The 25,728-nt window shown below is 36.5% G+C and carries 23 protein-coding genes and 1 tRNA gene; 18 read left to right on the top strand and 6 right to left on the bottom strand.

Features of this window, described 5'->3' with window-relative positions:
- Positions 1 to 4 precede the first annotated feature (4 nt).
- From I215_RS09095 to I215_RS09040, 13 genes are all read left to right on the top strand, one after another.
- On the top strand, positions 5 to 1,231 hold the full coding sequence (locus tag I215_RS09095; RefSeq protein ID WP_008991668.1) for a beta-ketoacyl-[acyl-carrier-protein] synthase family protein: 1,227 nt from the start codon (positions 5 to 7) through the stop codon (positions 1,229 to 1,231).
- A 5-nt stretch (positions 1,232 to 1,236) separates the two neighbouring features.
- Complete coding sequence (locus I215_RS09090) at positions 1,237 to 1,521, top strand: acyl carrier protein (RefSeq protein WP_008991667.1); 285 nt, start codon at positions 1,237 to 1,239, stop codon at positions 1,519 to 1,521.
- Between the two features lie 168 nt (positions 1,522 to 1,689).
- Positions 1,690 to 2,319, top strand: coding sequence for a CPBP family intramembrane glutamic endopeptidase (locus I215_RS09085; RefSeq protein WP_051009177.1), 630 nt, complete (start codon positions 1,690 to 1,692; stop codon positions 2,317 to 2,319).
- Between the two features lie 342 nt (positions 2,320 to 2,661).
- Positions 2,662 to 2,799, top strand: coding sequence for a hypothetical protein (locus I215_RS16175; RefSeq protein ID WP_156800246.1), 138 nt, complete (start codon positions 2,662 to 2,664; stop codon positions 2,797 to 2,799).
- A gap of 75 nt (positions 2,800 to 2,874) precedes the next feature.
- Entirely contained in the window at positions 2,875 to 3,519 is a 645-nt protein-coding gene (locus I215_RS09080; RefSeq protein ID WP_008991665.1) for a DUF2306 domain-containing protein, read from the top strand.
- Complete coding sequence (locus I215_RS09075) at positions 3,488 to 4,699, top strand: M50 family metallopeptidase (protein ID WP_008991664.1); 1,212 nt, start codon at positions 3,488 to 3,490, stop codon at positions 4,697 to 4,699. The genes I215_RS09080 and I215_RS09075 overlap by 32 nt, the downstream gene beginning before the upstream one ends.
- Complete coding sequence (locus I215_RS09070; protein ID WP_008991663.1) at positions 4,696 to 5,919, top strand: arginase family protein; 1,224 nt, start codon at positions 4,696 to 4,698, stop codon at positions 5,917 to 5,919. The genes I215_RS09075 and I215_RS09070 overlap by 4 nt, the downstream gene beginning before the upstream one ends.
- Positions 5,916 to 6,668: an alpha/beta fold hydrolase gene (locus tag I215_RS09065; protein ID WP_008991662.1), complete on the top strand. Its 753-nt coding sequence runs from the start codon at positions 5,916 to 5,918 to the stop codon at positions 6,666 to 6,668. Before I215_RS09070 ends, I215_RS09065 begins: the two co-directional genes overlap by 4 nt.
- Before the next feature lie 3 nt (positions 6,669 to 6,671).
- On the top strand, positions 6,672 to 7,757 hold the full coding sequence (locus tag I215_RS09060; protein WP_008991661.1) for an LpxL/LpxP family acyltransferase: 1,086 nt from the start codon (positions 6,672 to 6,674) through the stop codon (positions 7,755 to 7,757).
- On the top strand, positions 7,750 to 9,957 hold the full coding sequence (locus I215_RS09055; RefSeq protein WP_008991660.1) for a TonB-dependent receptor: 2,208 nt from the start codon (positions 7,750 to 7,752) through the stop codon (positions 9,955 to 9,957). The genes I215_RS09060 and I215_RS09055 overlap by 8 nt, the downstream gene beginning before the upstream one ends.
- A gap of 116 nt (positions 9,958 to 10,073) precedes the next feature.
- Positions 10,074 to 10,538 (top strand): DUF2141 domain-containing protein, encoded by a 465-nt coding sequence (locus I215_RS15715; protein WP_008991659.1) that lies wholly within the window; start codon positions 10,074 to 10,076, stop codon positions 10,536 to 10,538.
- Positions 10,538 to 11,245: a hypothetical protein gene (locus tag I215_RS09045; RefSeq protein ID WP_008991658.1), complete on the top strand. Its 708-nt coding sequence runs from the start codon at positions 10,538 to 10,540 to the stop codon at positions 11,243 to 11,245. The genes I215_RS15715 and I215_RS09045 overlap by 1 nt, the downstream gene beginning before the upstream one ends.
- A 16-nt stretch (positions 11,246 to 11,261) precedes the next feature.
- Positions 11,262 to 12,128 carry a carboxypeptidase-like regulatory domain-containing protein gene (locus tag I215_RS09040; protein WP_008991657.1) on the top strand — a complete coding sequence of 289 codons (867 nt, stop codon included), beginning with the start codon at positions 11,262 to 11,264 and terminating at the stop codon, positions 12,126 to 12,128.
- Positions 12,129 to 12,229: 101 nt separating this feature from the next.
- On the opposite strand, the gene I215_RS09035 is transcribed toward I215_RS09040, so the two are convergent.
- On the bottom strand, positions 12,230 to 12,799 hold the full coding sequence (locus tag I215_RS09035) for a YceI family protein (protein ID WP_008991656.1): 570 nt from the start codon (positions 12,797 to 12,799) through the stop codon (positions 12,230 to 12,232).
- A gap of 336 nt (positions 12,800 to 13,135) precedes the next feature.
- Here I215_RS09035 and I215_RS09030 point away from each other — a divergent pair, with 336 nt between their 5' ends.
- The 4 genes from I215_RS09030 (at position 13,136) to I215_RS09015 (ending at position 19,662) form a co-directional block, all read left to right on the top strand.
- The gene (locus I215_RS09030; RefSeq protein ID WP_008991655.1) at positions 13,136 to 15,601 is read left to right on the top strand and encodes a glycoside hydrolase family 95 protein; all 2,466 of its coding nucleotides are present in this window, start codon (positions 13,136 to 13,138) and stop codon (positions 15,599 to 15,601) included.
- A 194-nt stretch (positions 15,602 to 15,795) separates the two neighbouring features.
- On the top strand, positions 15,796 to 16,911 hold the full coding sequence (locus I215_RS09025; RefSeq protein ID WP_008991654.1) for an alpha/beta hydrolase-fold protein: 1,116 nt from the start codon (positions 15,796 to 15,798) through the stop codon (positions 16,909 to 16,911).
- 20 nt (positions 16,912 to 16,931) lie between these two features.
- A complete protein-coding gene (locus I215_RS09020) occupies positions 16,932 to 18,089 on the top strand; it encodes an alpha/beta hydrolase-fold protein (protein ID WP_008991653.1) in 1,158 nt (385 codons plus the stop codon).
- A gap of 10 nt (positions 18,090 to 18,099) precedes the next feature.
- Entirely contained in the window at positions 18,100 to 19,662 is a 1,563-nt protein-coding gene (locus tag I215_RS09015) for a carboxylesterase/lipase family protein (protein ID WP_040460133.1), read from the top strand.
- Positions 19,663 to 19,848: 186 nt separating this feature from the next.
- Here the strand turns inward: I215_RS09015 and I215_RS09010 are convergent.
- The 5 genes from I215_RS09010 to I215_RS08990 all read right to left on the bottom strand — a co-directional run bounded on the left by I215_RS09010 (position 19,849) and on the right by I215_RS08990 (position 24,794).
- Positions 19,849 to 19,920, bottom strand: a tRNA-Arg gene (locus I215_RS09010).
- A 42-nt stretch (positions 19,921 to 19,962) separates the two neighbouring features.
- On the bottom strand, positions 19,963 to 21,339 hold the full coding sequence (locus tag I215_RS09005) for an exonuclease domain-containing protein (protein ID WP_008991651.1): 1,377 nt from the start codon (positions 21,337 to 21,339) through the stop codon (positions 19,963 to 19,965).
- A gap of 28 nt (positions 21,340 to 21,367) precedes the next feature.
- A complete protein-coding gene (gene recO, locus I215_RS09000; protein WP_008991650.1) occupies positions 21,368 to 22,084 on the bottom strand; it encodes a DNA repair protein RecO in 717 nt (238 codons plus the stop codon).
- A gap of 98 nt (positions 22,085 to 22,182) precedes the next feature.
- Positions 22,183 to 23,526 (bottom strand): NADP-specific glutamate dehydrogenase, encoded by a 1,344-nt coding sequence (gdhA, locus tag I215_RS08995; RefSeq protein ID WP_008991649.1) that lies wholly within the window; start codon positions 23,524 to 23,526, stop codon positions 22,183 to 22,185.
- Positions 23,527 to 23,636: 110 nt separating this feature from the next.
- Positions 23,637 to 24,794, bottom strand: coding sequence for a trans-sulfuration enzyme family protein (locus tag I215_RS08990; RefSeq protein ID WP_008991648.1), 1,158 nt, complete (start codon positions 24,792 to 24,794; stop codon positions 23,637 to 23,639).
- Positions 24,795 to 24,887: 93 nt separating this feature from the next.
- Here I215_RS08990 and I215_RS08985 point away from each other — a divergent pair, with 93 nt between their 5' ends.
- Positions 24,888 to 25,646, top strand: coding sequence for a DUF3298 and DUF4163 domain-containing protein (locus I215_RS08985; RefSeq protein ID WP_008991647.1), 759 nt, complete (start codon positions 24,888 to 24,890; stop codon positions 25,644 to 25,646).
- Positions 25,647 to 25,728 lie beyond the last annotated feature (82 nt).

Genomic DNA, 25,728 nt, shown 5'->3' with positions numbered 1-25,728 from the left:
CGAAATGGATAAAAAGAGAGTAGTAATTACTGGAATTGGAGTGCTGAGCGCTTTGGGAACAGACACCCAGAGTCACACTAAGGGTATAAAAGAAGGGCGATCTGGGATTAAACCGATTACATTATTTAATACGGAACATCCAATTTACAGAAATACCAATGCATGTGTCTTAGATAAAGAGGTATTGGAAAAAATTGCAAAGGATGATAAAACACTTCAGATCAGTTGTGGAATTCACAGTATAGCTGAAGCAATCCAAGACGCTAAACTCAGTGATGAAGAAATCTCCAATGCAGCACTAGTAATAGGGACATCTATCGGCGCGAGCCATACATTTTCTGAGTTCTTTAAACAGTACGTTCTGAACCATGAGATTCCTGATGATTTGTTAGAGCTATCTAGTAACTCTGCTCAAACAATTACAGGAGATATCGCGGATCATTTTGGAATTAACGGACCCATGTGTACAATATCTACCGCTTGTTCTGCAAGTACAAATGCCGTTGGAAGAGGGCTTGACATGTTACGATCAGGAAAGGCAACTAAGATTATTGCTGGTGGAGTAGATATCTTTACGGAATTGGCCTTCACAGGCTTTAATTGTTTGCAAGCTTTATCGACCACCAACTGCAAACCATTTTCACAAAACAGAGAAGGATTAATGTTAGGGGATTCATCAACCTTTTTCGTATTAGAAGATTTAGAATCTGCTAAGAAAGCTGGGAAGACCATCTACGCTGAAGTAGTATCATATCATTTTTTTAATGAAGGATATCACCCAACCTCACTGAAATCAGATGGTAGTTCAGTTTACCAATGCATGAAAAATGTTTTAGACAAAGCTGATATCCACGCGGATCAAATCGATTACGTCAATGCACATGGTACGGCTACTAAAGTCAATGATTCCAGTGAATTAAAAGGTATCGCTTTATTAGCTCAAGAGCGCAATTCCAAAGAACCGCTTTATGTCAGCTCAACCAAGAGTATGTTGGGACATTGTCTCGGAGCCGCTGGTGCTGTAGAACTAGCTACGACTATCATGGGGATGAACCAAGGTTTTATCCCACCCAATATAAATGTCGAGCGAAATGATTTTTTAGAATATCCGGATACTATTGCAATCCCAGATCAAGCAATAGAAAGACCTTTTGAATATGCCATCTCCAACTCTTTCGCTTTTGGAGGTAATATGTCTAGTATACTAATAAAAAACGGAATTAATATTTAAAGATTATGGAAAACAATTTAGCTTCAATCAAAACAGAAATTAAAAAAGTATTAATCGATGTGCTTCGTCTTGACATGAGTCCACAGGACATTAAAGATGACCAAAGTTTCTTTGGTACCGAAGAGAATCCTGAAAGCGGAATTATCGAAGATTCCTTGGTCATTCTAGAGGTCGCAACCATACTATCGGAGAAGTATGATATCCCGCCCACAGATTTTAATGAAGAAACTTTTATCAACGTTAATTCATTGGCCAATTTAGCGGCAGTTGCCTTAAATGACAACAAGTAATCACAGAAGATTAAGATGTTGAAATCCATTAAATATCATTATATCATTTTATTGTTTTGTAGTTTTTGCTTTTATTTTATTCTAGATAAAGTATTCTTTTCAAGCATCTACAAATACATACATGCCATTTTCAACCTGGAAATGGTCAGTATTTTTCTAACCTATATAATGATAGGGATTCCCGTATTTCTTTTTGTTTTTATCACCAACAACAAAACCGTTTTTACACCGCTTGGATTACGTGGGAATTTTATAAAAGGCCTTTGGGTCTCCTTGATTTTTTCTTTGCCAATGATTATTGGTTTTGGTCTTGTCAACGATTTCCAAATCCGTTTAACACTAAAGGATTTTATAATCAGTTGCCTCTTTGCTGCTTTCTTTGAAGAGCTATATTATCGAGGATTTTTCTTTGGGCAATTATTCAAAAATAGTAGACTTGGATTTTTCCCTTCCTTAATAATAGGAGCCATGCTGTTCGCTAGTTTACACTCATACCAAAGCGAACATCTTTTTGATTTAGTAGGGATATTTGTTACAACCTTTTTAGGTGCTGGTTTGTTTGCATGGCTCTACGTGGAGTGGAGTTTCAATCTTTGGGTTCCTGTAGGCTTACATTTTTTCATGAATCTATCATGGAATATGTACGGTGTCTCAGATAATGCCTTTGGAGGATGGACCGCAAATTTAATAAGAGCATTGACTATCATTCTAGCCATAACAAGTACGATTATCTACAAAAGGAAAATGAATATCCCTTTTGGTGTAAAGAGCAAAACATTATGGATAAACTATAAATAATAATGATCCCTTTACTTCTTTACGAAAGTAGAGTACAATGCTTCATTATCTAATGAACGCATAGCCTTAAGAGTCTCCTTGGAGATATACGTTTATTTTTTAACCAAAATTCATTAATAGATGAAAAATCAAGAATTATTGTCTTCTATCTCCATCGTAGAGTTAGAAGAAAGATTCGAAACATCTGTGTTGTCATTAGATCTTGATAGATGTAATAACAACCGTGCGGATGTTACGCTTTCACTGTAAGGTGTACAACACCCATTACCAGCCTCTAGGCTATTTAATCTGGTAGTTTCGTTAATGAAATTACCTAATGTTTAACCTTTAATTGTTTTTAAAATGAAAACACCAAATTTAATTTCTTCTATTTCTATAGTTGAATTGGAAGACAGATTTGAGACTTCAGTTTTTGCACTTGACGCTAAAAGATGTTCAGGTAATGAGGCTGATGTAAATCTTGAGCTTAAAGCACTTTAAGACCGAGGAATTACTAGGGGTCTTAATTCAACCACAATTAAGACTCCTATTTTAACCATAAGTAAACAGCATCTGATGACAAATATCCTAATTAGTATTCATATTGTTTTTGGAAGCCTAGCACTGCTCACTGGTGCTATGGTTTTATTCCTGAAAAAAGGCAATGCACTACATAAGCGCATCGGTAAATTATATTTTATAGCAGGTTTTTTAGGAACCATCATCTCGTTGATTATTGCTAGTTCACCCAACCATTATAATCTTTTTTTATTCACCATCGGTATTTTAACTTTGTATTTTCTCCTAAGCGGATTCTTTGCTTTTAAGATAAATGCAAAGCAACTTAAAGTTTTAGCATTAACTATGATTGTTACCGCTGTGGTAATGATCCTTTACGCATTTTACCAATTTTCTCAAGGCAGTATTACAAGTGGTATCATTCTGATATTTTTTGGGCTTTTAGGTGCCGCAAATTCCTATCTGGTAGATTATAGAATATTTATAAAACAAGGCAGAAAACTCACAACAAAGAATAGAATATCACTGCATATCGGTAAGATGATTGGGAGCTATATCGCGATGTCAACTGCCTTTGTGGTGGTGAACAATATATTTTATTTCAGGATCTTAAATTGGATATTACCTGCAATTATCGGAAGTTTTTTAATAAGACATTATATAAGAGCAAATGGAAAGCGGAAAAAACAAGGCGCAGTTTAGTATCCAACAAATGGGAGACAGGTATACCCTGTCTATCAATGGTATCTTTTACGATATCAATGCGATTACGTATTGTATTCTCTCATGTATTAAAAATGGTGATTCTTATGAGAAAATTGCACAAACAATAGGTGAAGAATTTGACATTACGACCACTGCAGAGGAAGTCCATCAAATCATTGATAAAAACATCTCTCCTTTATTTCTTAAAGAACATTCTTTAAATAGAAACAAGACCTCTGCATTTTGGTTCAAAAAGGAAATACTGACCTATTCTCAATATAAAAATCTTATTAAACCCATTAAGTTCTTATTTACCCCCACACTTTTCTGGGTTTTAATTCTCCCACTATTAATTTTTAATATAACCGTATTATTTAAGCTAAATAATCCTGCAGTCGAATTTCAGCATTGTGAAACCTCTTTACTTAGTAGTGGGCTGACTTATTTGTCTTTGTTTTTTATAATGATATTTCACGAACTTGGACATGCGGCATCTTCCTTGAAGTTTGGCGTAAAGTCTAAATCCATAGGTTTTGGATTCTATAGCATTTTCCCTGTATTTTTTGCCGATGTGACCGCAATCTGGTCGCTGAGCAAAGAAAAAAGGATGATTGTAAACTTGGCAGGTATATTTATTCAAGGGATTCTTGGAGTCATTTTATTTATAGCCTATTACAACAGCTTAGAGCTGTATCCTAACTCCATGGCTACACAAACCCTCTATACTATATTTGTAGCCAACTCACTTACCATGCTAGTGAACTTATTTCCGTTTTTTAAATTTGATGGTTATTGGTGCTACAGTGATTTCTTCAATTTATCCAACCTGGGAAGGCAGTCACGTAATCTATTAAAGTACGTTGCGAAAACTTATTTAAGACTGCCCATATACTTAGCAGAAAAAGAGCGTAAACAACTCAAAACAAGAAGCATTCCTCTAATCATCTATACGTTAGCCAAAAGTATAACCAACTTACTTTTACTCTATTTAATTTATATTTTAATTACGCGGATTATCCGTAGTGCCTCCAGCTTCAGCATTCAAAACATAGACTTTTCATTATGCGGAATTAGTGAAAACATCTATAACATTTTAATCGCCTATATATTCATCAGGGTCATCGTAAAATTTACCTTGAGAATAGTAAAAACGGTAAAAACATATATTTCCATATGAGCTCAGTATTTCAGATAAATCCATACGTGCTAATTGACAAAGAAGATCAACGTAAATTAGTTAATACGGTTACGGGTGAAAAACTATTGGTTGGTGATAAAATCATCGAAATAGTTCAATTTCTACAGAATGCAAAAAGTGAGAAGGAGATGTTGCAGAAGTTTCCTGATATAGGTGAGGATCTAACAGGGATTTTGGACACCCTGACCCATAAAAAATATTTAATAAAGAACAACGCATTTGACAAAGCGATTACCGCTATAAAGCCTTATACCCCTCATTTGTTTAATTTGCCCTATTTGACAGAATCGAAAGCAGCTAAGATCACTTCAAAGCCAGTTGTATTCGTTGGAGTCCCACTGGGAGTAGGAAATCGATCTAATTATTCCTCGAGTGAGTTTCCCAATTCATTACGAGCATTTTCAAGCAAATACAACATTAATTTAGGCCCTGGTGCTGTGTTGGAAACAGAAGCTTTAGGAGGAAAAGAAAGATATATCGCTTTGTTTGAACTCATTAAAAATAAACGGCTATACGATCTGGGGAATGTATTCTTTGATTCCAAAGAATCTCCAAACTTTATGTATGAGAAAACATACAATCTCTCTAAACAATTGTTTGACCAGGACAAAGTCACTCCATTTTTCATAGGTGGAGATCATTCCGTGTCCGCTCCTGTGATTAAGGCCGCCATTGAAAAATATGGAGACGATTTATGCGTGTTACATTTTGATGCGCACACTGACACCTATAGTTCTACTTATGACAAGATCAAACATCACAATGAAGTCCATCATCATGGAAACTTCATGAGTAAATGTTTTGAATTTGGACTTAAACATGCCTATCAATTTGGCATTAGAGGATTGGTGAATTTTAATCAAAAAAGCAATGAAAACCAATCCATTTATTGGGCTCATAAACTGATCGAACAGATCGAAAACGAGCATACCTTCGAGGAATTGCCAAAGGACAAAAAATACTATGTCACGTTTGATTTTGACATTATTGACCCAATTTATTTTAAGGGCACAACCACTCCAGTAATCAATGGGTTAAGTACCAGTCAATGCAAACAACTAATCTTATCCACTCTAAAGAATAAGGAAATTATAGGGGTTGATATTGTTGAGCTATACGTCGATGCACCGGAGGCAGAAATCAACAAGCAAATTGCCTGTGAAATCATCTTTGAACTCTTAAATGTTATCGAAAAATGAGTATGATTACTGACATTCATAATCCTTCAGGGGAAATTAGGCTCATATTTTTCAATCCTTTAGGAATGACTTCCGAGTATTGGTTGAAAGATCTCAAAATTCAAGAACACTTCAACCACTTAGAACTGGTTTTTACGGATTACCCAGGATATGTTAAAACTGCTCATATTTCACTCGACAGTTTTGAGGAATTAGCCTCTTATTTTTACCAGGAGTACACTCTTCTTCCGCCTAAGGAGAGTATCTGCGTTGGAGCTAGTTATGGTGGAAATCTCGCAGCAAAATTCACCCAACTATACGACACTTCAAAAAAATTAATCCTCATTGGAAGTATTCCCTATGGAGATTCCTCAGATAAAGAATTCTATAACACACTCAAAGAGACATTACACCAAAACAAATTATTTGATTTCTCTAAATACCTTATTGATTTTAGCTATACAGAAGATGAAAAAAATGAGAATCCATTTTTGACCCTTATGTTCTTTACTTATTTAAAAAACAATGGTCTAAACAGAACCTTACTTCAACAGATCCAACATCTCGAGGGCAACAATAAATATAAGGTTCAAAGGGCGGATCCGTTAATTTTAATTGGAACCAAGGATCCATTGATTCGCTCCGATTATAGAGATAAGTGTTCTGATGTATTTGAAAATTATACGCTTTACGTACATGAGAATCACGGACATTTTACGTTGAACAACAATTATAAGGCTATTCAGCAAATTGTAAAATACATTAATTAAACTATGGAAATCACCTATAACAATAACATCCTTTCTAAAAACCAATCTGAGATTCGCAAATCAATCTCTTCAAAGGTTTTGGAGAAAGAGATTCTAAAAAAAGAGTCTCATCAGATGAAAGATTTTAATTTTATGTCTGCGAGTCTAAGTCGTTTTTTGCCACAAGTTCCAAGAGAAGATCATTGGGATATTTATATAAAAATAATAACCACGATGAGGCTGCGGGAATTTGACCTCACGGATCTGCATAAAATATCCAACAAGCTTTCCACCATAAAAGACAATGAACTCTTTAAGGAGGTAGACAAACCCAAAATATACATCACCTGTCACCTTGGTTTCTGCAAAGCTTCTATAAGCCTGTTAATTTTAAATGGGGTAAAGAACATCGCATTGGTGGTAGATGAAAGCACCTATAAAAATCAAGCATCTACCATACTTGCAATTAACGATAAATTCAAAAATGCATTTGGATTAGACAATGAGTTGAAGATCATAAATGTCGAAAAACCCAACACGGCTCTAGAGATGATGCAACTGATAAAGAGTGGCTTTTCTCTTTTTGCTTATATCGATGGGAACTCTGGATATAAGGGTGTATATAACAAAGAGAAAACCATTGAGATTCCATTTTTAAGTAGTGCGATTAGCTCTAGGACTGGGCTATCTACAATTGCCTATTTCATGGATATTCCCATTATTCCCTTTGTGGCTTATTATTCTGAAGATGGAATGGTTCCTCATATTAAATTTTTTGACCAACTTAAAAGGGATAACACCAAAGACATTGTGACCTTTACAGAGGTCACTACTAAGAGACTTTATGGGCTATTTGAGCACTATATTGAAAAATTCTACGATCAGTGGGAGTCTTGGTTTTACATTCACAAATATTTACCAAAAGAAATTCTTGCAGCCGAAAATATTTCTTTGAACATAAACTCCTTGACCAAAGAAGATTTTAACCAAGGTAATTATAGCGTATTTAAAATCGATGAAGATCACTACTTATTTAACCGAATAAGCTTTAGTGTATTTCCAATTTCTCAAGATAATTTCAACATGTTTATAAGCTTTCAAAATGCATAAAAACACTTGTTTACTCTTACTCGTCCTTATCTGTATTTTTCCTACACTACTCTATCCACAGAATGAAATAAAAGGAATTGTTGTGGATCAATACAACAAACCAATGGAAGGCGTTAATATTTTTATAGAAAATTCCCTAGACGGCACTAGCACTGATAAAACAGGCAGGTTTGAATTAAAATCAGATAAGCAGCAGGACCTTGGAATTAACATTTGGTTTACCTATATGGGATATAAGGATTTTGTCTTAAGGGTGGAGCACGATGCCTCCCCCAAAAAAAATTATAAAATCGTCATGCAATACGACGATACTGGTTTAGAAGAGGTTGTTGTTCAGGTGAAACGAAATAGGTCAACAGAATATATTTCTACTCTGAATTCTATTGATTTGATTACTACACCCAATGCGTTAGGTGATGTCATGGCTGCAGTGATTAGATCCTATCCTGGTATGCAGAATAACCCACAAGACGGAAGATTTTTCGTGAGAGGAGGAGATCATTATGAATCCAAAGTTTTCATCAATGATTTACAAGTACACCGACCTTTCTCAGGGTCAGGCCCAAGCATCCCCAGCAGAGGTAGATTTTCGCCCATGTTGTTTGAAGGAGTTTCTTTTTCAACAGGAGGATTTGGTGCAGAATATGGGGGTGCAATGTCGAGCATATTACTTTTAGATACCAAGAGTAATGTCCTAAATGATGAATATGAAGTCTCAGTGAAAAGTGTAGGTGTAGATGCCTCCATGTCCAGAAACTTTAGTGAAACCATTGCTTTAACAACCAAACTGGAGTACCTTAATCTCGCCCCGTATAGGAGTTTATTTCCCTCCAGATATGAATGGAATGAGGATTTTAACGTAATTTCTGCTGAGTTAAGTCCTATGATAAATCTTAAAAATGGAAGGATTAAGTCCTATAATCGTTTTGATATTACTCGTTTTGACTATCTAAGAGAAGATATTGCTATTAATAAGAACGAAAAGGTTAACTCTACCTTGAAGGATTTAAATTTCTATAGTAATAACACCTTTGATTATAGTTTTAGTGATAAGCTCAATTTCTTTGCGGGAATGGTGTATAGTATTAATGAAAGAGATGCCTCCGGGATATACTCAAACAATGATGAGTCATTTGTAATTGACAATTTCCTTCAGTTCAAAACAAAAATAAATTACAAAATTTTTGAGAAGCTGCAGTTGACCACAGGGTTACAATTCAATAGCAATTACTACTTTATTGATTACGTAGATCCTAGTTTCACAGATAATGTAATGAATAGAGGAATAACCAATTCCGTCTATACCAGTTTTGCTGACCTAAAATATAAAATCACACCAAATCTTATATTAAAATCTGGATTGAGAACAGATTTTTCTGCATTGTTAGAAGAAAATGTGATTTCCCCTAGGTTTCGATTGGAATTCAAAAAAATACAAAATTTAACTATCGCTCCATACTATGGAGATTTCTACCAAAACCCGAGGAATGGTGATCTTATTTTTGATTTTGAAAACAAGTTAACCAATGAGAAGGCCAACCAATTCGGGATCAACCTTTATTGGGAGAATGACAACAGAATTATATTTATAGATGCCTTTAATAAAAAATACACCAACTTGGTTAAGTATTCCTATGTTGGGGATGATAGAAATCCAAGTGAGTTTAATAACCAAGGATATGGGACTGCTCGGGGTATTGATTTCTTCATATCAGATAACGAAACCTTTAACAACTTAGAATATCGGATTTCTTATACTTATTTGGATTCGGAAAGAGATTATCAAAATTACCCTTTTGAAGTAAATCCTACGTTTTATTCCAAACACAATCTCTCAGTTAACACCCAGTTATGGGTTAATCCACTTAACAGCCTCTTAGGTCTTTCCTATTACTATACTAGTGGACGACCCTATACCAATCCGAACAACGAAAATGGATTTTTAGGTTCTTATATCAAACCCTACCAGAGCTTAGATTTTAGTTTTACATATTTGATTTCGCAGAATTTGTTCATTCATGGTTCTGCATCAAATATCCTAGGTTTTAGTAATGTAGCCAACTATAATTATGGGGCTGTCAATCAAGAAGGTGTTTATCCTGAACAAAAAATACTACCTTCTGCAGACAATTTTTATTTTCTGGGAGTGTTCTATACTTTCGGAGGAAAAACGGCTCGGGAAAAAGCTAGAGATTTTTAGAAGCATTCGGTTTCAATTAAGAACCAGCTTCTACAATTGGCACTATTTATGAGAATTTTAAATTTTAACAACGAGAATTACAATTTAAACCAACAATAACTTTAAACAATAACAATATGAGAAACAATAGTATTTTTTATGTGTATTTCACCCTTTTATTAGTGGTATTCAATAGTCATTCTTTGACCGCCCAAGATTCCCACCGATGTGAGACTGAGAATCAAACAACCCTAACAATTAATTTTACCTCGGACAAAGCTAAAGGAGTTATAAATATGTCAGTATACGACAGCAAAGAAAATTTCCTAACAAACTACTTTAAACAAAAAAGAGCTGACATGTTGAGTGGGGAAGATATTCAGGTGGTTATCGAAGGATTGTGTCTAGGTCACCAATACTCTATCGCTTCTTTCCTAGATGAGAATGACAATCAAAAGCTCGATAAAAATTTTGTAGGAATGCCTCAGGAGCCTTATGGATTCAGCAAGAATGTCAAAGGGACATTTGGCCCACCATCGTTTGAAGAAACTAAAATAACATTAGACCAAAAAAATAAACAAATCAACATAACTTTAGACTAATGCAAAATATTCTAATAATTCTTATGCTAGGTATCGGATTTCATTTTGGTTTTGCACAGTCCACAGAATTAAATGATGTCCAAAAACGGGAATTGGATAGTGTTATCACTGATTGTGTCAAGAAAATAGAACTTGACAACTCGATTGAAACCGCCACTGCCTCAACGCAATTGTTAGAACGCCTTGTTCGAAAATACGATGATTGGAGTAGTCATTATTACCTATTATACTTCAAAATATTAGTCATTAGAAACGCCAAAGCCAGTGAGGTTGCGCAAAACGCCTATAATTCATTTATGGTCAGTTTCGACAAGGTCTTAAAACAAAGTGTCACAGATCGTCAAAAAAGTGAGATATATACCTTAAAAGGGTTTGTTTATCTGACAGCACTTTCTTCCGATCCTATTAAACATGGTAGAGAATTGGCACCAAAAGTGACGGAATTATTTGACAAGGCGACAGCCTTATACCCAGAGAATCCAAGGCCAATCTATTTAAACGCTTTATTTCAACAAGGAATGTCAAAGTTTTTTAACAAGAATTACAACGTTTGTAGTGACTTACTATTAGCAAATAAATATTTTGCAATGCAAGCCAATTTGAGAACTGATTATTTATACCCCGCGTGGGGCGCTGAACATACAGCAAATGAAATTTTTGACAACTGTAACTGTCAGGTTAAGGAATCCAGTACAACAAAAAATTAATAACCCGTGGAATCCAATGAAAGTTAGGACATTGTTATTTTTATTACTGCCTTTATTTGTACATCCCCAATCTAGTGTCAAGGGAAAGATTGTAGATAAAGATCAACAACCAATTGCCTACGTAAATATAGGTATAGTAAATGGGGAGAAAGGAACCGTTACGGATGAAAATGGTTTCTTTGAACTTACTCTGAGCCCAGAAGAGTTAAAGAATCCTAACAATATTTTAAAAATATCCTGTATTGGCTTTATTTCAAAAACGTATTCACTAGTGGATAAGGAATTATATAAGGGTGAAATTAGGGTCGAACTAGAGCAACATATCACTGTTTTAGATCAAGTAACTGTAAGTTCGAATGCCATAAATGAATATACCATTGGCCATGACAAGGTAAATTCAGCTAAGCAGGTTAACTTTTCGATACATCGTAAAAGAAATGAGAATTTAGGTGCTGAAATTGGGAGAAGATTCCATTTAAAAAAAGGGAAAAACACGTTGAAATCCTTGCGATTCTTTATCAGTGAAAATCAATTCGATCGCATCAAGCTGAGAATTAACATATATGGCATCGAAGATAACATGCCTAAAAAGCGTTTAAATCCTGAAAATTATATTTTGGATATCCAAAATTTTAAAAGCGGGTGGATAATCTATGATTTTCCGAAGGGAAAACCGTGGTTAACAGAAAACAATATCATTATTTCCTTGGAGTGGGTAGACTTTACAAAAGAAGATACTGAAAAAAATGCCCGTTTAGCAATCCCGATTACTGTTCCTAAGTTCTTTAACACTCATTATTACCGTTATGGAAGTCAGAGTCAGTGGAAACGATTTGACAACATGTCCACCGCCTTGATACTGGACTACCTACATCACAATTAAGGACCATCACTTATTACGATGGCCCTGATGGAATAAGGTTAACATATCAGTATGTGTTTGCACCTAATTCTTAATTTTCGGTCTTTATAAAGACGCTGTTGTTATTGCTTGGCTAATTGTAAGTGAACCACGATATTTACATCCTTTCCAATCCCAGCAGCAGTAGGATCGTAATCTATATTAAAGTCAAATCTGTCGATGGTTGTTTTTGCTTTTAGTCCCATTTTAACTCCATTTTCACCCGTGACTGCACCTCCGTAGGTGAGATCAAAAATAACAGGTTTAGTAACATCTTTTATGGTAAGATCGCCATATAACAAATACTGATCGGATTTACCAGTTGCCAATATCTTATTACTTTTAAATGTAATGGTAGGATAAGTTTCTACATCAAAGAAATCTGCGCTTCTAAGGTGATTATCTCTGTTTTCCACACTGGTATCGATACTTTCCGCCTGGATGGTAAAATTAAAACTTGCATCATTTAATGTATCATCCTTTGTGGTCATAGTACCCTGGTAATCCAAAAATTTACCGTTGACAAAGCTAATTCCAGAGTGAGAAATGTTGAAATTTAATGAAGAGTGATTGGGATCAACCTTCCACTGTGTTTGAGCATATGTACCTACAGAGAGTAAAATTGCTACTAGTACTAAAAGTGTTTTTTTCATGATTAAATTGGTTTAGTTTTCGTGAATATTAAAAGTTGTGGGGAGTTATTTTAAAAATACACCCCTGTCAAAGATTCAACTCTAGAATAACTAAGATACTAATTAAGTAATCAAAAACCATATCAAATGGTCAAAAATAACACAATAACAGGTTGAAGGTCAACAACAAACAAAGTGCAATTGATAAAGATAAAACCATTTTATTTATTTAAGTAAATTCTTATAATACCTTTGAATTTTACTTATAAATAAGCACAGCATTTTATTTATAAAAAATTGTATACTTTTATATGTGTTTATTGCACACTTAAGAAATATCCAACCAATACCATTTTTATGAAAAATTTAATTCTCGCAAGTGTATTAATAACAGGCATACTAGCTTTTGGACAGCAAACTGATCCTTTAAAACTGTGGTATGATGAGCCCTCGGGTGATGTATGGGAAAATGCATTACCTCTGGGGAATGGGAATATCGGTGCTATGGTCTATGGAAACGTATCAAAAGAAATCTTTCAACTAAATGAAAGTACTGTATGGAGTGGTAGTCCGAATCGAAATGATAATCCTGCTGCATTAGAGGCATTGCCTAAGATCAGACAGCTCATATTCGACAAGCAGTACAAAGCAGCTGAGGACCTAGCTAACGAAAAAATAATTACTAAGAAATCTCATGGTCAGATGTTTCAGCCAGTTGGGAATTTAGAGTTGACATTCGAAGGGCATCAAGATTTCCACAACTATTCTAGAGAACTCAATATTGGTAATGCAGTAAGTAAAACAACATATACAGTAGATGGCGTCACCTATACCCGTGAGGCTTTTACTTCATTAACCGACAAGGTACTGGTGATAAAAATTTCTGCAGATCAACCTGGGAAAATCAGTTTTAAGGCGGATTTTACAACTCCACATAAAAAACAGAAGATTGCTATTATGGACAACAATCTTTCTCTTTGGGGTGTAACGAGTGACCATGAAGGGGTTCTGGGCAAGGTAGAATTTCAAGCTCTACTTCGAATAAAAACTTTAAATGGAGATATTACTCAAGGCAGAAACACCATCGAAGTTACAAATGCTGATTCAGCTACACTGTATATATCGATTGCTTCGAACTTTAAAAATTACGATGATTTAAGTGCAGATGAAACACTAAGAGCGAAGAACGATTTAGATAAGGCATTTATTGAAAATTATGAGAATTTAAAAGATGCTCATATAAAGGCTTACCAAAATTATTTCAACCGTGTTTCCTTGCAATTAGGAACTATAGAAGCTTCCAACCAACCCACTGATGAACGCTTAGAAAATTTCAGAAAAAATCAGGATCCTTCGTTTGTTTCATTATACTTTCAATATGGAAGGTACTTACTTATTTCAAGTTCCAAACCTGGTGGACAAGCTGCCAACCTACAAGGGATTTGGAACAAAAGTTTAACCCCGCCATGGGATAGTAAGTATACCATCAATATTAATGCTCAAATGAATTATTGGCCTGCTGAAAAGACCAATCTTTCCGAACTCCATGAACCGTTTTTAAATATGGTTCAGGAATTATCACAGACTGGTAAAAAGACAGCAAATGATATGTATGGCGCCAGAGGATGGATGGCTCATCACAACACTGATATTTGGAGAGTAACAGGGGCCATTGATGGTGCCTTTTGGGGAATATGGAATGGTGGCGGTGCTTGGCTCAGTCAGCATATTTGGGAACACTACCTCTACACGGGCGATACTGAATTCCTAAGAGAAAATTATGATTTATTAAAAGGAGCTGCCTTGTTCTACGTTGATTTCTTAGCGCAACATCCCGATCATCCGTATTTGGTCGTCGCACCTGGTAATTCCCCAGAAAACGCAGCTCAAGGTCGTCAAGGAACATCAATAACCGCTGGTTCAACAATGGACAATCAATTGGTGGAAGACATCTTTAACGCTGTTATCAGCGCATCTGAAGCCCTGAATACAGATACTGCCTTTACTGATTCCTTAAAAGTGATTAAAAATAAACTTCCACCTATGCAAATAGGAAAGCACAATCAGTTACAAGAGTGGTTAGAGGATCTAGACAGTCCAACTGACAACCATAGGCATATTTCACATCTATATGGGCTATACCCATCGAATCTAATTTCACCATACAGAACTCCTTTATTGTTTGCCGCAGCACGCAATACACTTATTCAACGAGGAGATGTTTCTACAGGATGGAGCATGGGCTGGAAAGTGAACTGGTGGGCTAAAATGCAAGACGGTAATCACGCATTTGAACTGATAAAAAATCAATTGACTCCCGTTGCAGGTGAGCAAAGTCAAGGAGGCTCGTATGCCAATCTATTTGATGCCCATCCCCCTTTTCAAATTGATGGGAATTTTGGATGTACCTCTGGTATAACTGAAATGCTTATGCAAAGTTCAGATGGTGCCTTACATCTATTACCTGCTATTGCAGATGCGCTTAAAGATGGAGAGGTAACAGGTCTTAAATCAAGAGGTGGTTTTGAAATTATCAATATGAAGTGGAAAGATAAAAAACTAGAAAGTGTTACTATAAAGTCAGAGCTCGGAGGTAACTTGAGATTAAGAACTCCTAATCAGCTTACCATCCAAAGAGCAGGAAACCTAAGAGCAGCAAAGGGTGAAAACACAAACCCGTTTTTTAAAGTTCCACAAGTAGATTCCCCTATAATTTCTAAGGCCTCAGACATTGAAGCATTAGATCTACCCACCACTTTGCTTTATGATTTAAAAACAGAGGCTGGAAAAAAATACACCTTTAAATCAAAAAACAGCAAATGATTCTTCACGTGATTACAACTCAATTTTTATACTACTGGGCTCATCGATTTACTTAGCGTCTGGAAGCCTGCGCAAGACAACTAACACTAGCACCACCTAGTATAATGTAAGCGCAAACCTTTAGCGAAGACATTTTAAAGTGTTTTTGCCGATTTAAAACATTAACACAGCAACATTAACTAAACAAAACAAAAATGAAACAACTACAATTACTATTGGTAATTGGAGCTATTATTGGTAGCTTTTCAATTGCCAGCGGTCAAGAAACTATTAAAGAAGATTTTAAACCGTCTACTTTAAATCAGCCTGGTCAAAAGTATCCACAGGTCAATTCACAAGGCTATGCCCGTTTTCGTATTATCGCTCCAGCGGCTGATAGTGTAAAAGTTAGTCTGGGATTGGGTGGTCGCGGAGGTACTGTTCTCCATAAAAAAGAAGATGGATCCTGGATGGGTACCACCGAAGGGCCTATGGACGAAGGTTTTCACTATTATCATCTAACGGTAGATGGTGGAACTTTTAACGACCCTGGTACCCTAAATTTCTACGGATCCACCCGATGGGAAAGTGGAATAGAAATCCCTGCACATGACCAGGATTTTTACGCCCTTAAGGATGTCCCACATGGACAGGTTCACAAAATACTATTTCCTTCGAAAGTTAGCGGTCCATCTGCTGTGGCGTATGTTTATACTCCACCAGGATATTCGAAAGATCAATCGAAAAGATATCCAGTTTTATACCTACAACATGGCTGGGGTGAGGATGAGACTGCCTGGAGCAACCAGGGTCACGCTAATTTAATTATGGACAATTTAATTGCAGAAGGTAAAACCGAACCATTTCTAATTGTGATGACCTATGGAATGACAAATGAAATTAAGTTCGGTGGGTTAAGGGATTTTGATATCACGCCTTTCCAAACAAAACTAGTGGATGAATTAATCCCTTATGTAGATGAGAACTTCCGTACCATCGCCGATAGAGAGCACAGAGCGATGGCCGGTCTATCAATGGGAGGTATGGAGACCAAAATGGTGACCCTCAACAAGCCTGAAACTTTTTCTCATTATGCCCTTTTAAGTGGTGGCATATATACTCCAGAGGATATCAAAGACCAATCAGATATCAAACTAATATTTTTGAGTTGTGGTAGTAAAGAACGGCCAGAAAGCATTAAAAACGCCACAGCTGACCTTAAAGAATCAGGAGCTAATGTCGTATCCTATATCTCTGAGGGCACTGCACATGAATTCCAGACATGGCGTAGAAGTTTAAAAGAACTTGCTCCCTTACTCTTTAAAAATTAGTTTTCGAAATCATTAAGAATATGAATTACAAATTAACCGTTGTACTCCTGTTTTTAATGATGGTCCCTTTTTTGGGATCATCTCAAAAGGACAGTGACAACCAGGGCTATTTCTCTCCAAATACCAATCAACCAGGGAAACAATACCCAATGGTAAACTCACAAGGCAAAGTGCGTGCCCGCGTAAATGCACCTGATGCCAATTACGTAAAACTGGACATTGGAGGTGTAAAATACGACATGGTCAAAACTGCCGATGGCATGTGGAGTGGAGAATCAGAACCTCAAGATGAAGGCTTTCATTATTATCAAATAGTGATAGATGGTGCCTTTGTTAATGATCCTGGAAGTAAATCCTATTACGGCGCTGGTCGTTGGGGAAGCGGCATTGAAATCCCTGCACATGATCAAGAAATTTATGCAATGAAAAAAGTGCCACATGGAGAGATCACCCAAAAGTTTTATTTTTCGAAGGTTACTAAAACTTGGCGAGATTGCTTTATCTATACACCGCCTAATTATCATAAGGATTTAGATACTCAATATCCAGTATTATACCTTCAACATGGAAGTTTTGAAGATCAAACAGGTTGGTCCTCTCAAGGTAAAGCCAATTTGATTCTGGATAACCTAATCGCTGCAGGCAAAGCTGTCCCTTTTATTATTGTTATGGAGAATGGATACGCCTCTAAACCACATGGGCAGTCAGAAGGTAAGGGTCCACCATCTGCATTTGAAGAGGTGATTCTAAAGGAAGTAATTCCAATGATAGATGCAGAGTACCGCACTCTTACTGATCGCAAAAATAGAGCCATTGCAGGCCTTTCGATGGGTGCTAACCAGACCATGAGAATCTTTATGAATAATTTGGATAAATTCGCCTCTTATGGCGGATTTAGCGGAACTTCTAATTATCCTAGTAGTGATTCAATTGATCCTGTTACTTTTTTAAATGGAGCTTTTAAGGATGGCGCTGCAGTGGATCAAAAGTCAGATGTTTTCTTTTTATCCATTGGGACCACAGAGCCAGTACCTTTCCCAGGATCTGTGAGTGCTTTTAAGGATATGTTAGAAAAACAAGGGATTTCTTATACATTCTATGAGTCTCCTAAAACTGCTCATGAGTGGCAGACTTGGCGTAGGTCACTTCATGAATTTGCACAATTATTATTTAAATAGATTTATGCATATGATACAGAAAAAGCTTTTATACCTTTTGATTTTGGTAACTTTAATTTGTTGCCAAGAAAAACCAAAAGATCCCACTGAGATAGAAACAAACTTTGGTATTGTCAAAGGGGCTATTAAGGACGGTCTACTTGTTTTTAAGGGTATCCCATTTGCAAAGCCACCAGTTGGAGAACTGCGATGGAGTGCACCACAGCCACCTGATTCTTGGGAGGGTGTTAAACTCACAACCAAGTATGGACCTGCTCCTATCCAAGGTAATGATACAACAAGTAAAAGTGAGGATTGTCTTTATCTGAATATTTGGACCCCTGCCAAGACAATGGATGAGAAAATACCAGTATTGGTTTGGATATATGGCGGTGGTTTTAGCTTTGGTTCAACATCAGAACCCGTTTATAATGGAGCAGCATTGGCAAAAAAAGGTGTAATACTTGTCAGTATTGCTTATCGCGTAGGCCAACTTGGCTTTCTTGCCCACCCAGAATTAAGTGCCGAAAATCCTAATAAGGTTTCTGGAAATTATGGCATATTAGATCAGATCGCTGGTCTGAAATGGGTTCAAGAAAATATAGCTGCCTTTGGCGGTGATCCAGATAAGGTGACCATCTTTGGGGAATCTGCAGGGGGTATTTCAGTGAGTATGCTCTGTGCATCTCCACTGGCTGAAGGCCTATTTCAAGGAGCAATCTCGCAAAGTGGTGGCTCTTTTGGTCCTACTAGAGAGACTACCTATCCAGGGGAAAACATGAAAACTCTAGAAAAGGCAGAAAAAGATGGTGAACAATACCTACAAAAAGCTGGAGTAAGTACTATTAGTGAGCTAAGAAGTTTAGCTGTAGATAATATCCCTATGGGAATGGGAATGGGTAGTGCTTGGCCAATTACTGATGGTTATGTAATCCCAGATGACCAACACAAATTATATCAGGCGGGCAACTACAATGATGTTCCAGTCCTTATTGGTTACAACTCAGATGAAGGTGCTAGTTTTATACGTGAGGAAAACCCAGAAGAGTTTATAAAGAATGTTGAGAAAAGATATGGAGAGTTTGCCGATGACTTGTTAAAGGCTTATCCAGTAGCAGAGGAATCCATTCCTAAAACTGCTCGAGATCTAATGCGTGACGCAGCATTTGGATGGCATACGTGGAGCTGGGCAAACCTTCAATCGAAAACTGGAAAATCTAAGGTGTATTATTATTATTTTGATCAGCATCCTGAATACCCTGAAGATTCACCAAAATATGGTTATGGATCTCCTCATGGTCAAGAAGTAGCCTATGTGTTTAATAATCTTGACCCTAGCAATGCTGAAACTACCGATTCTGATCTCGCAATTTCAGAAGCCATGGCCACATATTGGACAAACTTCGCAAAGTCCGGAAATCCAAATGGTGAAGGTTTACCAAATTGGCCTAATTATAATCAAGAGCAGCAAAGTGTAATGTACTTTGGACCAACACCTCATCTAGGCGTTGTTCCTAGTGCTAAATCTCTTAAGGTACTTGACGACTATTTTCAGTGGCGAAGAACCCCTGAAGGTAAAGCTTGGGCGGATTAAAATTAGTTTAGACTTGTTCGTTAAATAACCTAATGACTTATCCATCTGTCACTTTAAGATGGGTGGATAAGTTTACCTTAGTGTCATATTGACCGCGAAAATAATAAGTGCCATATAGTTCTGTTACAATTGTGGCATCCATAGTTCAATCCCAAACTTACTAAAGGTAATTATAACTCTATTTAGTAGCCCCGCCAGGACTCGAACCTGGATCTAAAGTTTAGGAAACTTCTATTCTATCCCTTGAACTACGGGGCTATTTAAAGACAAAAATAAAAGTATTTTAAAAAATATATTAATCTATGGTCTAATTATTTTATAATCTTTTTCCTTAGCTAGAAATTGTCGTACTATACTAGAACTGGTGTTGTCGTTTTTTTGAAGTTGTATATGATCCATGAACTGATCATAAGAAGAAATCTGCAAAGTAGTTTCTACAAAACCATATCCGCGATATATCCCATTTTCAACCCAGATTATACCCTTTTCTTCTGCACTTCGTCCAGGCCCAATTAAAACAAAATTATCAGCCAATACTTTTGAAGTCTCCAGAGCTTCTTTAACCCTTTTATTATAGTCCTTAATTGTTTCTTCGCCCATGCATATTCCGCGGCAATTATTGAGCTTAAAATGGTCACAACCAGAGGTGCTATTTGAAGATGGCAGCAGTTGAGTGTATTTTGGGCACAGATCGAATTGCTCACATAGTCCCTCTAAAAAGGCAATGCAATCGCTAACTTTATAAATGATTGCCAATGGCTTTGGAACGAGTTTTGTTTTGTTAAATCCCAGCTGAATGATCCCAAGTCTATTGGTATAAGAAAGTATCGCATAACCTCTATTAGAGATTCTTTGAGCACGATTAAATTTTGGAAAGTGTTTTTTAATTGCAACAGATTCCATCAGCAGGGCCAATAGTTCATTTCCAGATTCCTCAAAATCGATTGTTGCCGTCTCGCGACATAAGGCAATTTCATTTTCTTTTTTATCATAGAAGTGACTCAAAACTCTTTTTTTTATATGGATCGCTTTTCCAACATAAATGATCACTCCATTGCTGTCTTTAAAATAATAAACTCCCGGCTTGCCAGGTAATTTATCAACTGTTTCCTTGGATAATAATGAAGGTAAAGCAGCTTCACTTTTACGACTATTGAGTTGTCCTAAAATAAGCCCCTCTGTATCATTTTGAAGTAATTTTTCGAAAAGAATCACAGTGGCATCTGTATCACCTTTAGCGCGGTGACGATTATTCAATTCAATACTAAGATAACTACACAGCTTACCAAGACTATAGGATTTTAACCCAGGAAATAATTTACGAGACAATCGAACTGTACAGAGTCTTTTACGGTCAAAGGATATTCCCAGAGATTTGAATTCATTTTGAATGACCCTATAATCAAAGCTTACATTATGAGCCACAAATACACATTCATCCATAAGTTGAAGAAGTTGATCTGCAATTTCTTCAAATACTGGAGCATCCATTACCATACTATCATCAATACCGGTTAAACCAACCACATAAGGAGCGATCGGAACCTGTGGATTAACTAAGGTGTGAAATTCTGAGATCACTTTTGATCCATCATGTATAGCCACCGCGATTTCAGTTACTTTATTGTAAGTACCAGAAAGACCTGTAGTTTCAACATCTATAATTGCATAATTCATAGTTCAATGTACTATCTAACATTAATCTTTAAGTAAAAATTTCTGGTAGAATCTCCAAGGATTTTGGTTTTTTAAAAGCCACCAAATGATACTGATAATATCGAATTATTTGATCCAGAAGTAATCCTCTGGACTGCCTATTTAGCTTAATTTCACTGGCACTTTGAAAATCGGTATCCAAGAACTTTTTAAAATCCTCCAATATAGCACCATCAACCACTTCACTTCGAAGTGTTGGAGTAAAATCCCCTTCTTTTAAATCAAAATAGGGATAATTGATTCCAGAGGTATCTGGGTAAAATCCTAAATACTTGGTAAGTTCTAGAAGAAAAACGATATGAAAATTAGCAATTTTTTCATTGGTATCCAACCAAATAAACCCTTTGGAAATAAAATCGAATAAGGGCTGGTTTTTCTCCTCTTCCTGCAGAGATACAACTAACATTTCCGAGAGGAACATTCCAAGAGAACTTTTTATAACATCGGTTTGTAAGCTCCTATAAGCCGAATACAGTTTAACATCTCTAAGGCCCTCTAAAGTGCCTTTGTTACGATGGTTTGCTACAACTTCCAAAATAGTAAGTGGTTGAAAATACCCTTTCTTAAATTTACCCTTTCTTGAAGAGAGCACACCTCTTACCATATAGGATTTCATCCCGTCACTTTCAGTAAATAAACGTACGATCAAACTAGAATCTCCGTATTTAATCGCTGATAAAACAATAGCCTTAGTGGTGATAATCATACTGCAAAAGTAATGAACTCACTGATTGGATTTTCCCAAAAAAGAAAAACCCTGAAATCTCATAGAAATTCCAGGGCATCCATGGTGTTTTACAATACTTAAACTACGCCTTGGGCTAATACTGCATCAGCAACTTTAACAAAACCAGCAATATTGGCACCTCTTACATAGTTGATATATCCATCAGGGTCAGTTCCATGTTCAATACAAGAATCGTGGATCTGATTCATAATTCCTTGTAACTTTTCATCAACATCTTCTCTACTCCAGCTATAACGCATAGAGTTCTGTGCCATTTCTAAGCCCGAAACAGCAACACCACCCGCATTCGATGCTTTCCCTGGTGCATAAAGAATTTTAGCATTTACAAAAGCATTCATAGCTTTAGGTGTACTAGGCATGTTGGCGCCTTCACTCACACAAATACATCCGTTTTCAATTAATGTGGCGGCATCCTTTCCATGTAATTCATTTTGTGTAGCACAGGGAAGGGCAACATCACATGGGATATGCCAAGGTGTTTTTCCACTAAAGAATTCAGCTGTAGGGTATTTTTCTAGATATTCAGATATCCTACCACGTTTTACGTTCTTAAGGTGCATTACATATGCAAGTTTCTCGCTATTAATACCATCCTTATCATAAAGCGTTCCTGAAGAATCTGAAAGTGTCACCACTTTAGCTCCAAGTTCATTCGCTTTTTCTGTGGCATATTGCGCTACGTTACCCGATCCTGAGATGGTTACAACTTTGCCTTTAAAGCTATCTCCTTTTAATTTAAACATATTCTGTGCGAAGTACACCGTTCCGTACCCTGTAGACTCAGGACGGATTAATGATCCTCCCCATGAAAGTCCTTTACCTGTGAGAACACCAGTGAACTCATTGCTGATCTTACGGTACATACCGAATAAGAAACCAACCTCACGTGCTCCAACACCTATATCACCAGCAGGAACGTCCGTATTAGGTCCGATGTGGCGATATAGTTCGGTCATAAAGCTATGGCAAAAACGCATTACTTCACGATCAGATTTACCTTTAGGGTCAAAATCAGACCCGCCTTTTCCACCACCCATTGGAAGAGTAGTCAAACTATTTTTAAAAACTTGTTCAAAGGCAAGGAATTTTAAAATACTCATATTCACTGTAGGGTGAAATCGTAGACCTCCTTTGTAAGGACCAATTACAGAACTCATCTGAATCCTATATCCTCTATTTACACGTATTTCTCCAGTGTCATCTACCCATGGAACCCTAAAGGTAATTGCTCTTTCAGGTTCAGCTAGTCGCAATAATATATTCCTCCCGTTGTAAAGCTTGTGTTCAGCGATATACGGGATTACTGCCTCAGCTACTTCATGTACTGCTTGAAGAAATTCTTTTTCATGTGGGTTTCGGGCTCTCACTTCTTCCATGAAAACCTTAATTTTCTGGTCCATTGAAATCATATAATCATACGTATTATTTATTTAACTTTCTGTAACAAAAATAGAGGTTTACAGGAGATTTATAGGGCTAATTGACGAAATTACACAAAATCCTAAGATTTTTAACTTTTTAATGCATTCTCAATATCAGCAATTAAGTCCTCTTTATCTTCAATGCCAATACTAAGACGAATCAACCCATCTGTGACACCCATTTCTTCTCGTGCCTGTTTTGTCATTGCACCATGAGACATGCTTGCTGGATGTGCAGCAAGTGATTCAACACCCCCTAAAGATTCTGCTAAAGAAAACAGTTCGAATTTAGAAACTACACGCTCTACTGCTTCTCGGCTATCATCTTGGACAACAAAAGATACAACACCACCATAATCCTTCATCTGAGAGGTGGCTATTCCATGTCCAGGGTGAGATTTTAATCCTGGCCAATACACTTTTTCAACACTTGGATGACTTTCCAAAAACAAGGCAACCGATCTGGCATTTTCGCAATGTCTTTCCATTCGAAGTGCCAAGGTTTTAATACCTCTTAGTGCCAAAAAGCAATCCATAGCACCTGGAACAGCTCCAGTAGCTTTTTGTATAAAATACAATTTATTTGCTAAACTTTCATCTGAGACCACCAAAGCACCCATTACTAAGTCACTGTGACCTCCGATATACTTGGTTGCAGAGTGCATAACAATATCAGCTCCCAACGCTAAGGGACGCTGTAAGTACGGCGATGCAAAGGTATTATCGACCACTAACAAAACTTGGTGCTTTTTCGACTTATTTGCAATCTTTTTTATATCCACTATATGTAAAAGTGGATTGGTTGGTGATTCAATCCAGATAAGTTTTGTCTTATCATTAATCAAAGGACTAATGTTATTTGGGTCACCTACATCCACAAAATGGAATTTCACGCCCTTATCTTGGTAGATTTGCGTAAACAATCGATGACTTCCACCATATAAATTATTAGCAGAAATCACTTCATCTCCAGGGTTTAATAGTTTCATTATCGCATCTATAGCGGCCAATCCACTTGCAAATGCAAACCCAAAATTTCCGCTTTCAATACTGGTTAAACTACGCTCTAAAGCTGCACGAGATGGGTTACCACTTCTAGAATACTCATAACCCTTGTTTACTCCGAGTGAGTCTTGTTTAAAAGTTGAAGTTTGATAAATCGGTGGTACTATTGCGCCGAACGCTTTATCAGGAATTTGTCCTCCGTGAATTAGCTTTGAATTGAAACGAAGATTGTCTTTACTCATAGCTCCATTATTCTTATCACAAAAATATTATTTCCTTTTGGGTATTGCAAAGAAGGTCTTACCTTTAATCGATATTTAACAAACTAAGTTATTATGGGTAGATTTTTTGTATTCGGAATAATATTAACGCTGTTTATCGCAGGCTGTAGCACAGAGGAAAAGATAAGCTTTACAAATATCGATCCTATTGAAAACAATTGCGAAGATTGTCCAAAAATCGCAATTGATCTTCCAATAGCTCAACCAGAGACTACACCCGAGGCGCAGAAAATCAACGAGACTCTAACTGAATTTGCTATTTCTATTCTTTATTATACCGATGAGGATCGTCCTGATTCTATCGCCGATGCTATTGCTGATTTTAATCTTCAGTACAAAAAATTAAAGGAGGCGTATCCTGAAAACATTGTTCCATGGGAAGCTAAAGTTAAAGGTGAAGTGTCCTACGAAAACGAAAGATTTGTAAGTATTTTATTCGACAGTTATGTTTTTACAGGTGGGGCCCATGGATATGGAAGTACATCATTTTTAAATTTTGATTTACAAACTGGTGAGGAGCTATCAGAGGGTGACTTTTTCAATAATCCAAAAGAGTTTACTGCCTTTGTAGAAACGATCTTTAGAGAGCAAAACGATCTTAAGCCTGAAGATAATATCAATAGTGCTGGTTTTATGTTCGAAGACGACAAATTCCATTTACCTGCTAGCATCGGTTTTGACAACCAAGGAGTCATTCTGATTTACAATCCATACGAGATAGCTGCTTATGCCGATGGGCAAACAACGATTCAAATTCCTATGGATCAAGCGAAAGCTTATATTAATTCTAGTTGGCTTGACACTACAGAATAAGCGTTAAAAATATAACACTTTCCTTACAAAGCAATCACTAAGCAACAGCCTATATTTCAGATAATAGCTTAATTATCCTAAC

This window comes from Galbibacter marinus (assembly GCF_000300875.1).
Lineage (GTDB): Bacteria > Bacteroidota > Bacteroidia > Flavobacteriales > Flavobacteriaceae > Galbibacter > Galbibacter marinus.
This window is presented reverse-complemented; position numbering and strand designations above follow the sequence as displayed.

Coding starts and splice junctions, on each gene's coding strand:
- I215_RS08985 (WP_008991647.1), top strand. CDS start 24,888: ATGGGTAGATTTTTTGTATTCGGAATAATATTAACGCTGTTTATCGCA.
- I215_RS09075 (WP_008991664.1), top strand. CDS start 3,488: ATGGAAAGCGGAAAAAACAAGGCGCAGTTTAGTATCCAACAAATGGGA.
- I215_RS09080 (WP_008991665.1), top strand. CDS start 2,875: ATGACAAATATCCTAATTAGTATTCATATTGTTTTTGGAAGCCTAGCA.
- I215_RS09085 (WP_051009177.1), top strand. CDS start 1,690: ATGATAGGGATTCCCGTATTTCTTTTTGTTTTTATCACCAACAACAAA.
- I215_RS09035 (WP_008991656.1), bottom strand. CDS start 12,799: ATGAAAAAAACACTTTTAGTACTAGTAGCAATTTTACTCTCTGTAGGT.
- I215_RS09070 (WP_008991663.1), top strand. CDS start 4,696: ATGAGCTCAGTATTTCAGATAAATCCATACGTGCTAATTGACAAAGAA.
- I215_RS09015 (WP_040460133.1), top strand. CDS start 18,100: ATGATACAGAAAAAGCTTTTATACCTTTTGATTTTGGTAACTTTAATT.
- I215_RS08990 (WP_008991648.1), bottom strand. CDS start 24,794: ATGAGTAAAGACAATCTTCGTTTCAATTCAAAGCTAATTCACGGAGGA.
- I215_RS09025 (WP_008991654.1), top strand. CDS start 15,796: ATGAAACAACTACAATTACTATTGGTAATTGGAGCTATTATTGGTAGC.
- gdhA (WP_008991649.1), bottom strand. CDS start 23,526: ATGGACCAGAAAATTAAGGTTTTCATGGAAGAAGTGAGAGCCCGAAAC.
- I215_RS09065 (WP_008991662.1), top strand. CDS start 5,916: ATGAGTATGATTACTGACATTCATAATCCTTCAGGGGAAATTAGGCTC.
- I215_RS09090 (WP_008991667.1), top strand. CDS start 1,237: ATGGAAAACAATTTAGCTTCAATCAAAACAGAAATTAAAAAAGTATTA.
- I215_RS09030 (WP_008991655.1), top strand. CDS start 13,136: ATGAAAAATTTAATTCTCGCAAGTGTATTAATAACAGGCATACTAGCT.
- I215_RS15715 (WP_008991659.1), top strand. CDS start 10,074: ATGAGAAACAATAGTATTTTTTATGTGTATTTCACCCTTTTATTAGTG.
- I215_RS09005 (WP_008991651.1), bottom strand. CDS start 21,339: ATGAATTATGCAATTATAGATGTTGAAACTACAGGTCTTTCTGGTACT.
- I215_RS09060 (WP_008991661.1), top strand. CDS start 6,672: ATGGAAATCACCTATAACAATAACATCCTTTCTAAAAACCAATCTGAG.
- I215_RS09095 (WP_008991668.1), top strand. CDS start 5: ATGGATAAAAAGAGAGTAGTAATTACTGGAATTGGAGTGCTGAGCGCT.
- I215_RS09020 (WP_008991653.1), top strand. CDS start 16,932: ATGAATTACAAATTAACCGTTGTACTCCTGTTTTTAATGATGGTCCCT.
- I215_RS09040 (WP_008991657.1), top strand. CDS start 11,262: ATGAAAGTTAGGACATTGTTATTTTTATTACTGCCTTTATTTGTACAT.
- recO (WP_008991650.1), bottom strand. CDS start 22,084: ATGATTATCACCACTAAGGCTATTGTTTTATCAGCGATTAAATACGGA.
- I215_RS09055 (WP_008991660.1), top strand. CDS start 7,750: ATGCATAAAAACACTTGTTTACTCTTACTCGTCCTTATCTGTATTTTT.
- I215_RS09045 (WP_008991658.1), top strand. CDS start 10,538: ATGCAAAATATTCTAATAATTCTTATGCTAGGTATCGGATTTCATTTT.
- I215_RS16175 (WP_156800246.1), top strand. CDS start 2,662: ATGAAAACACCAAATTTAATTTCTTCTATTTCTATAGTTGAATTGGAA.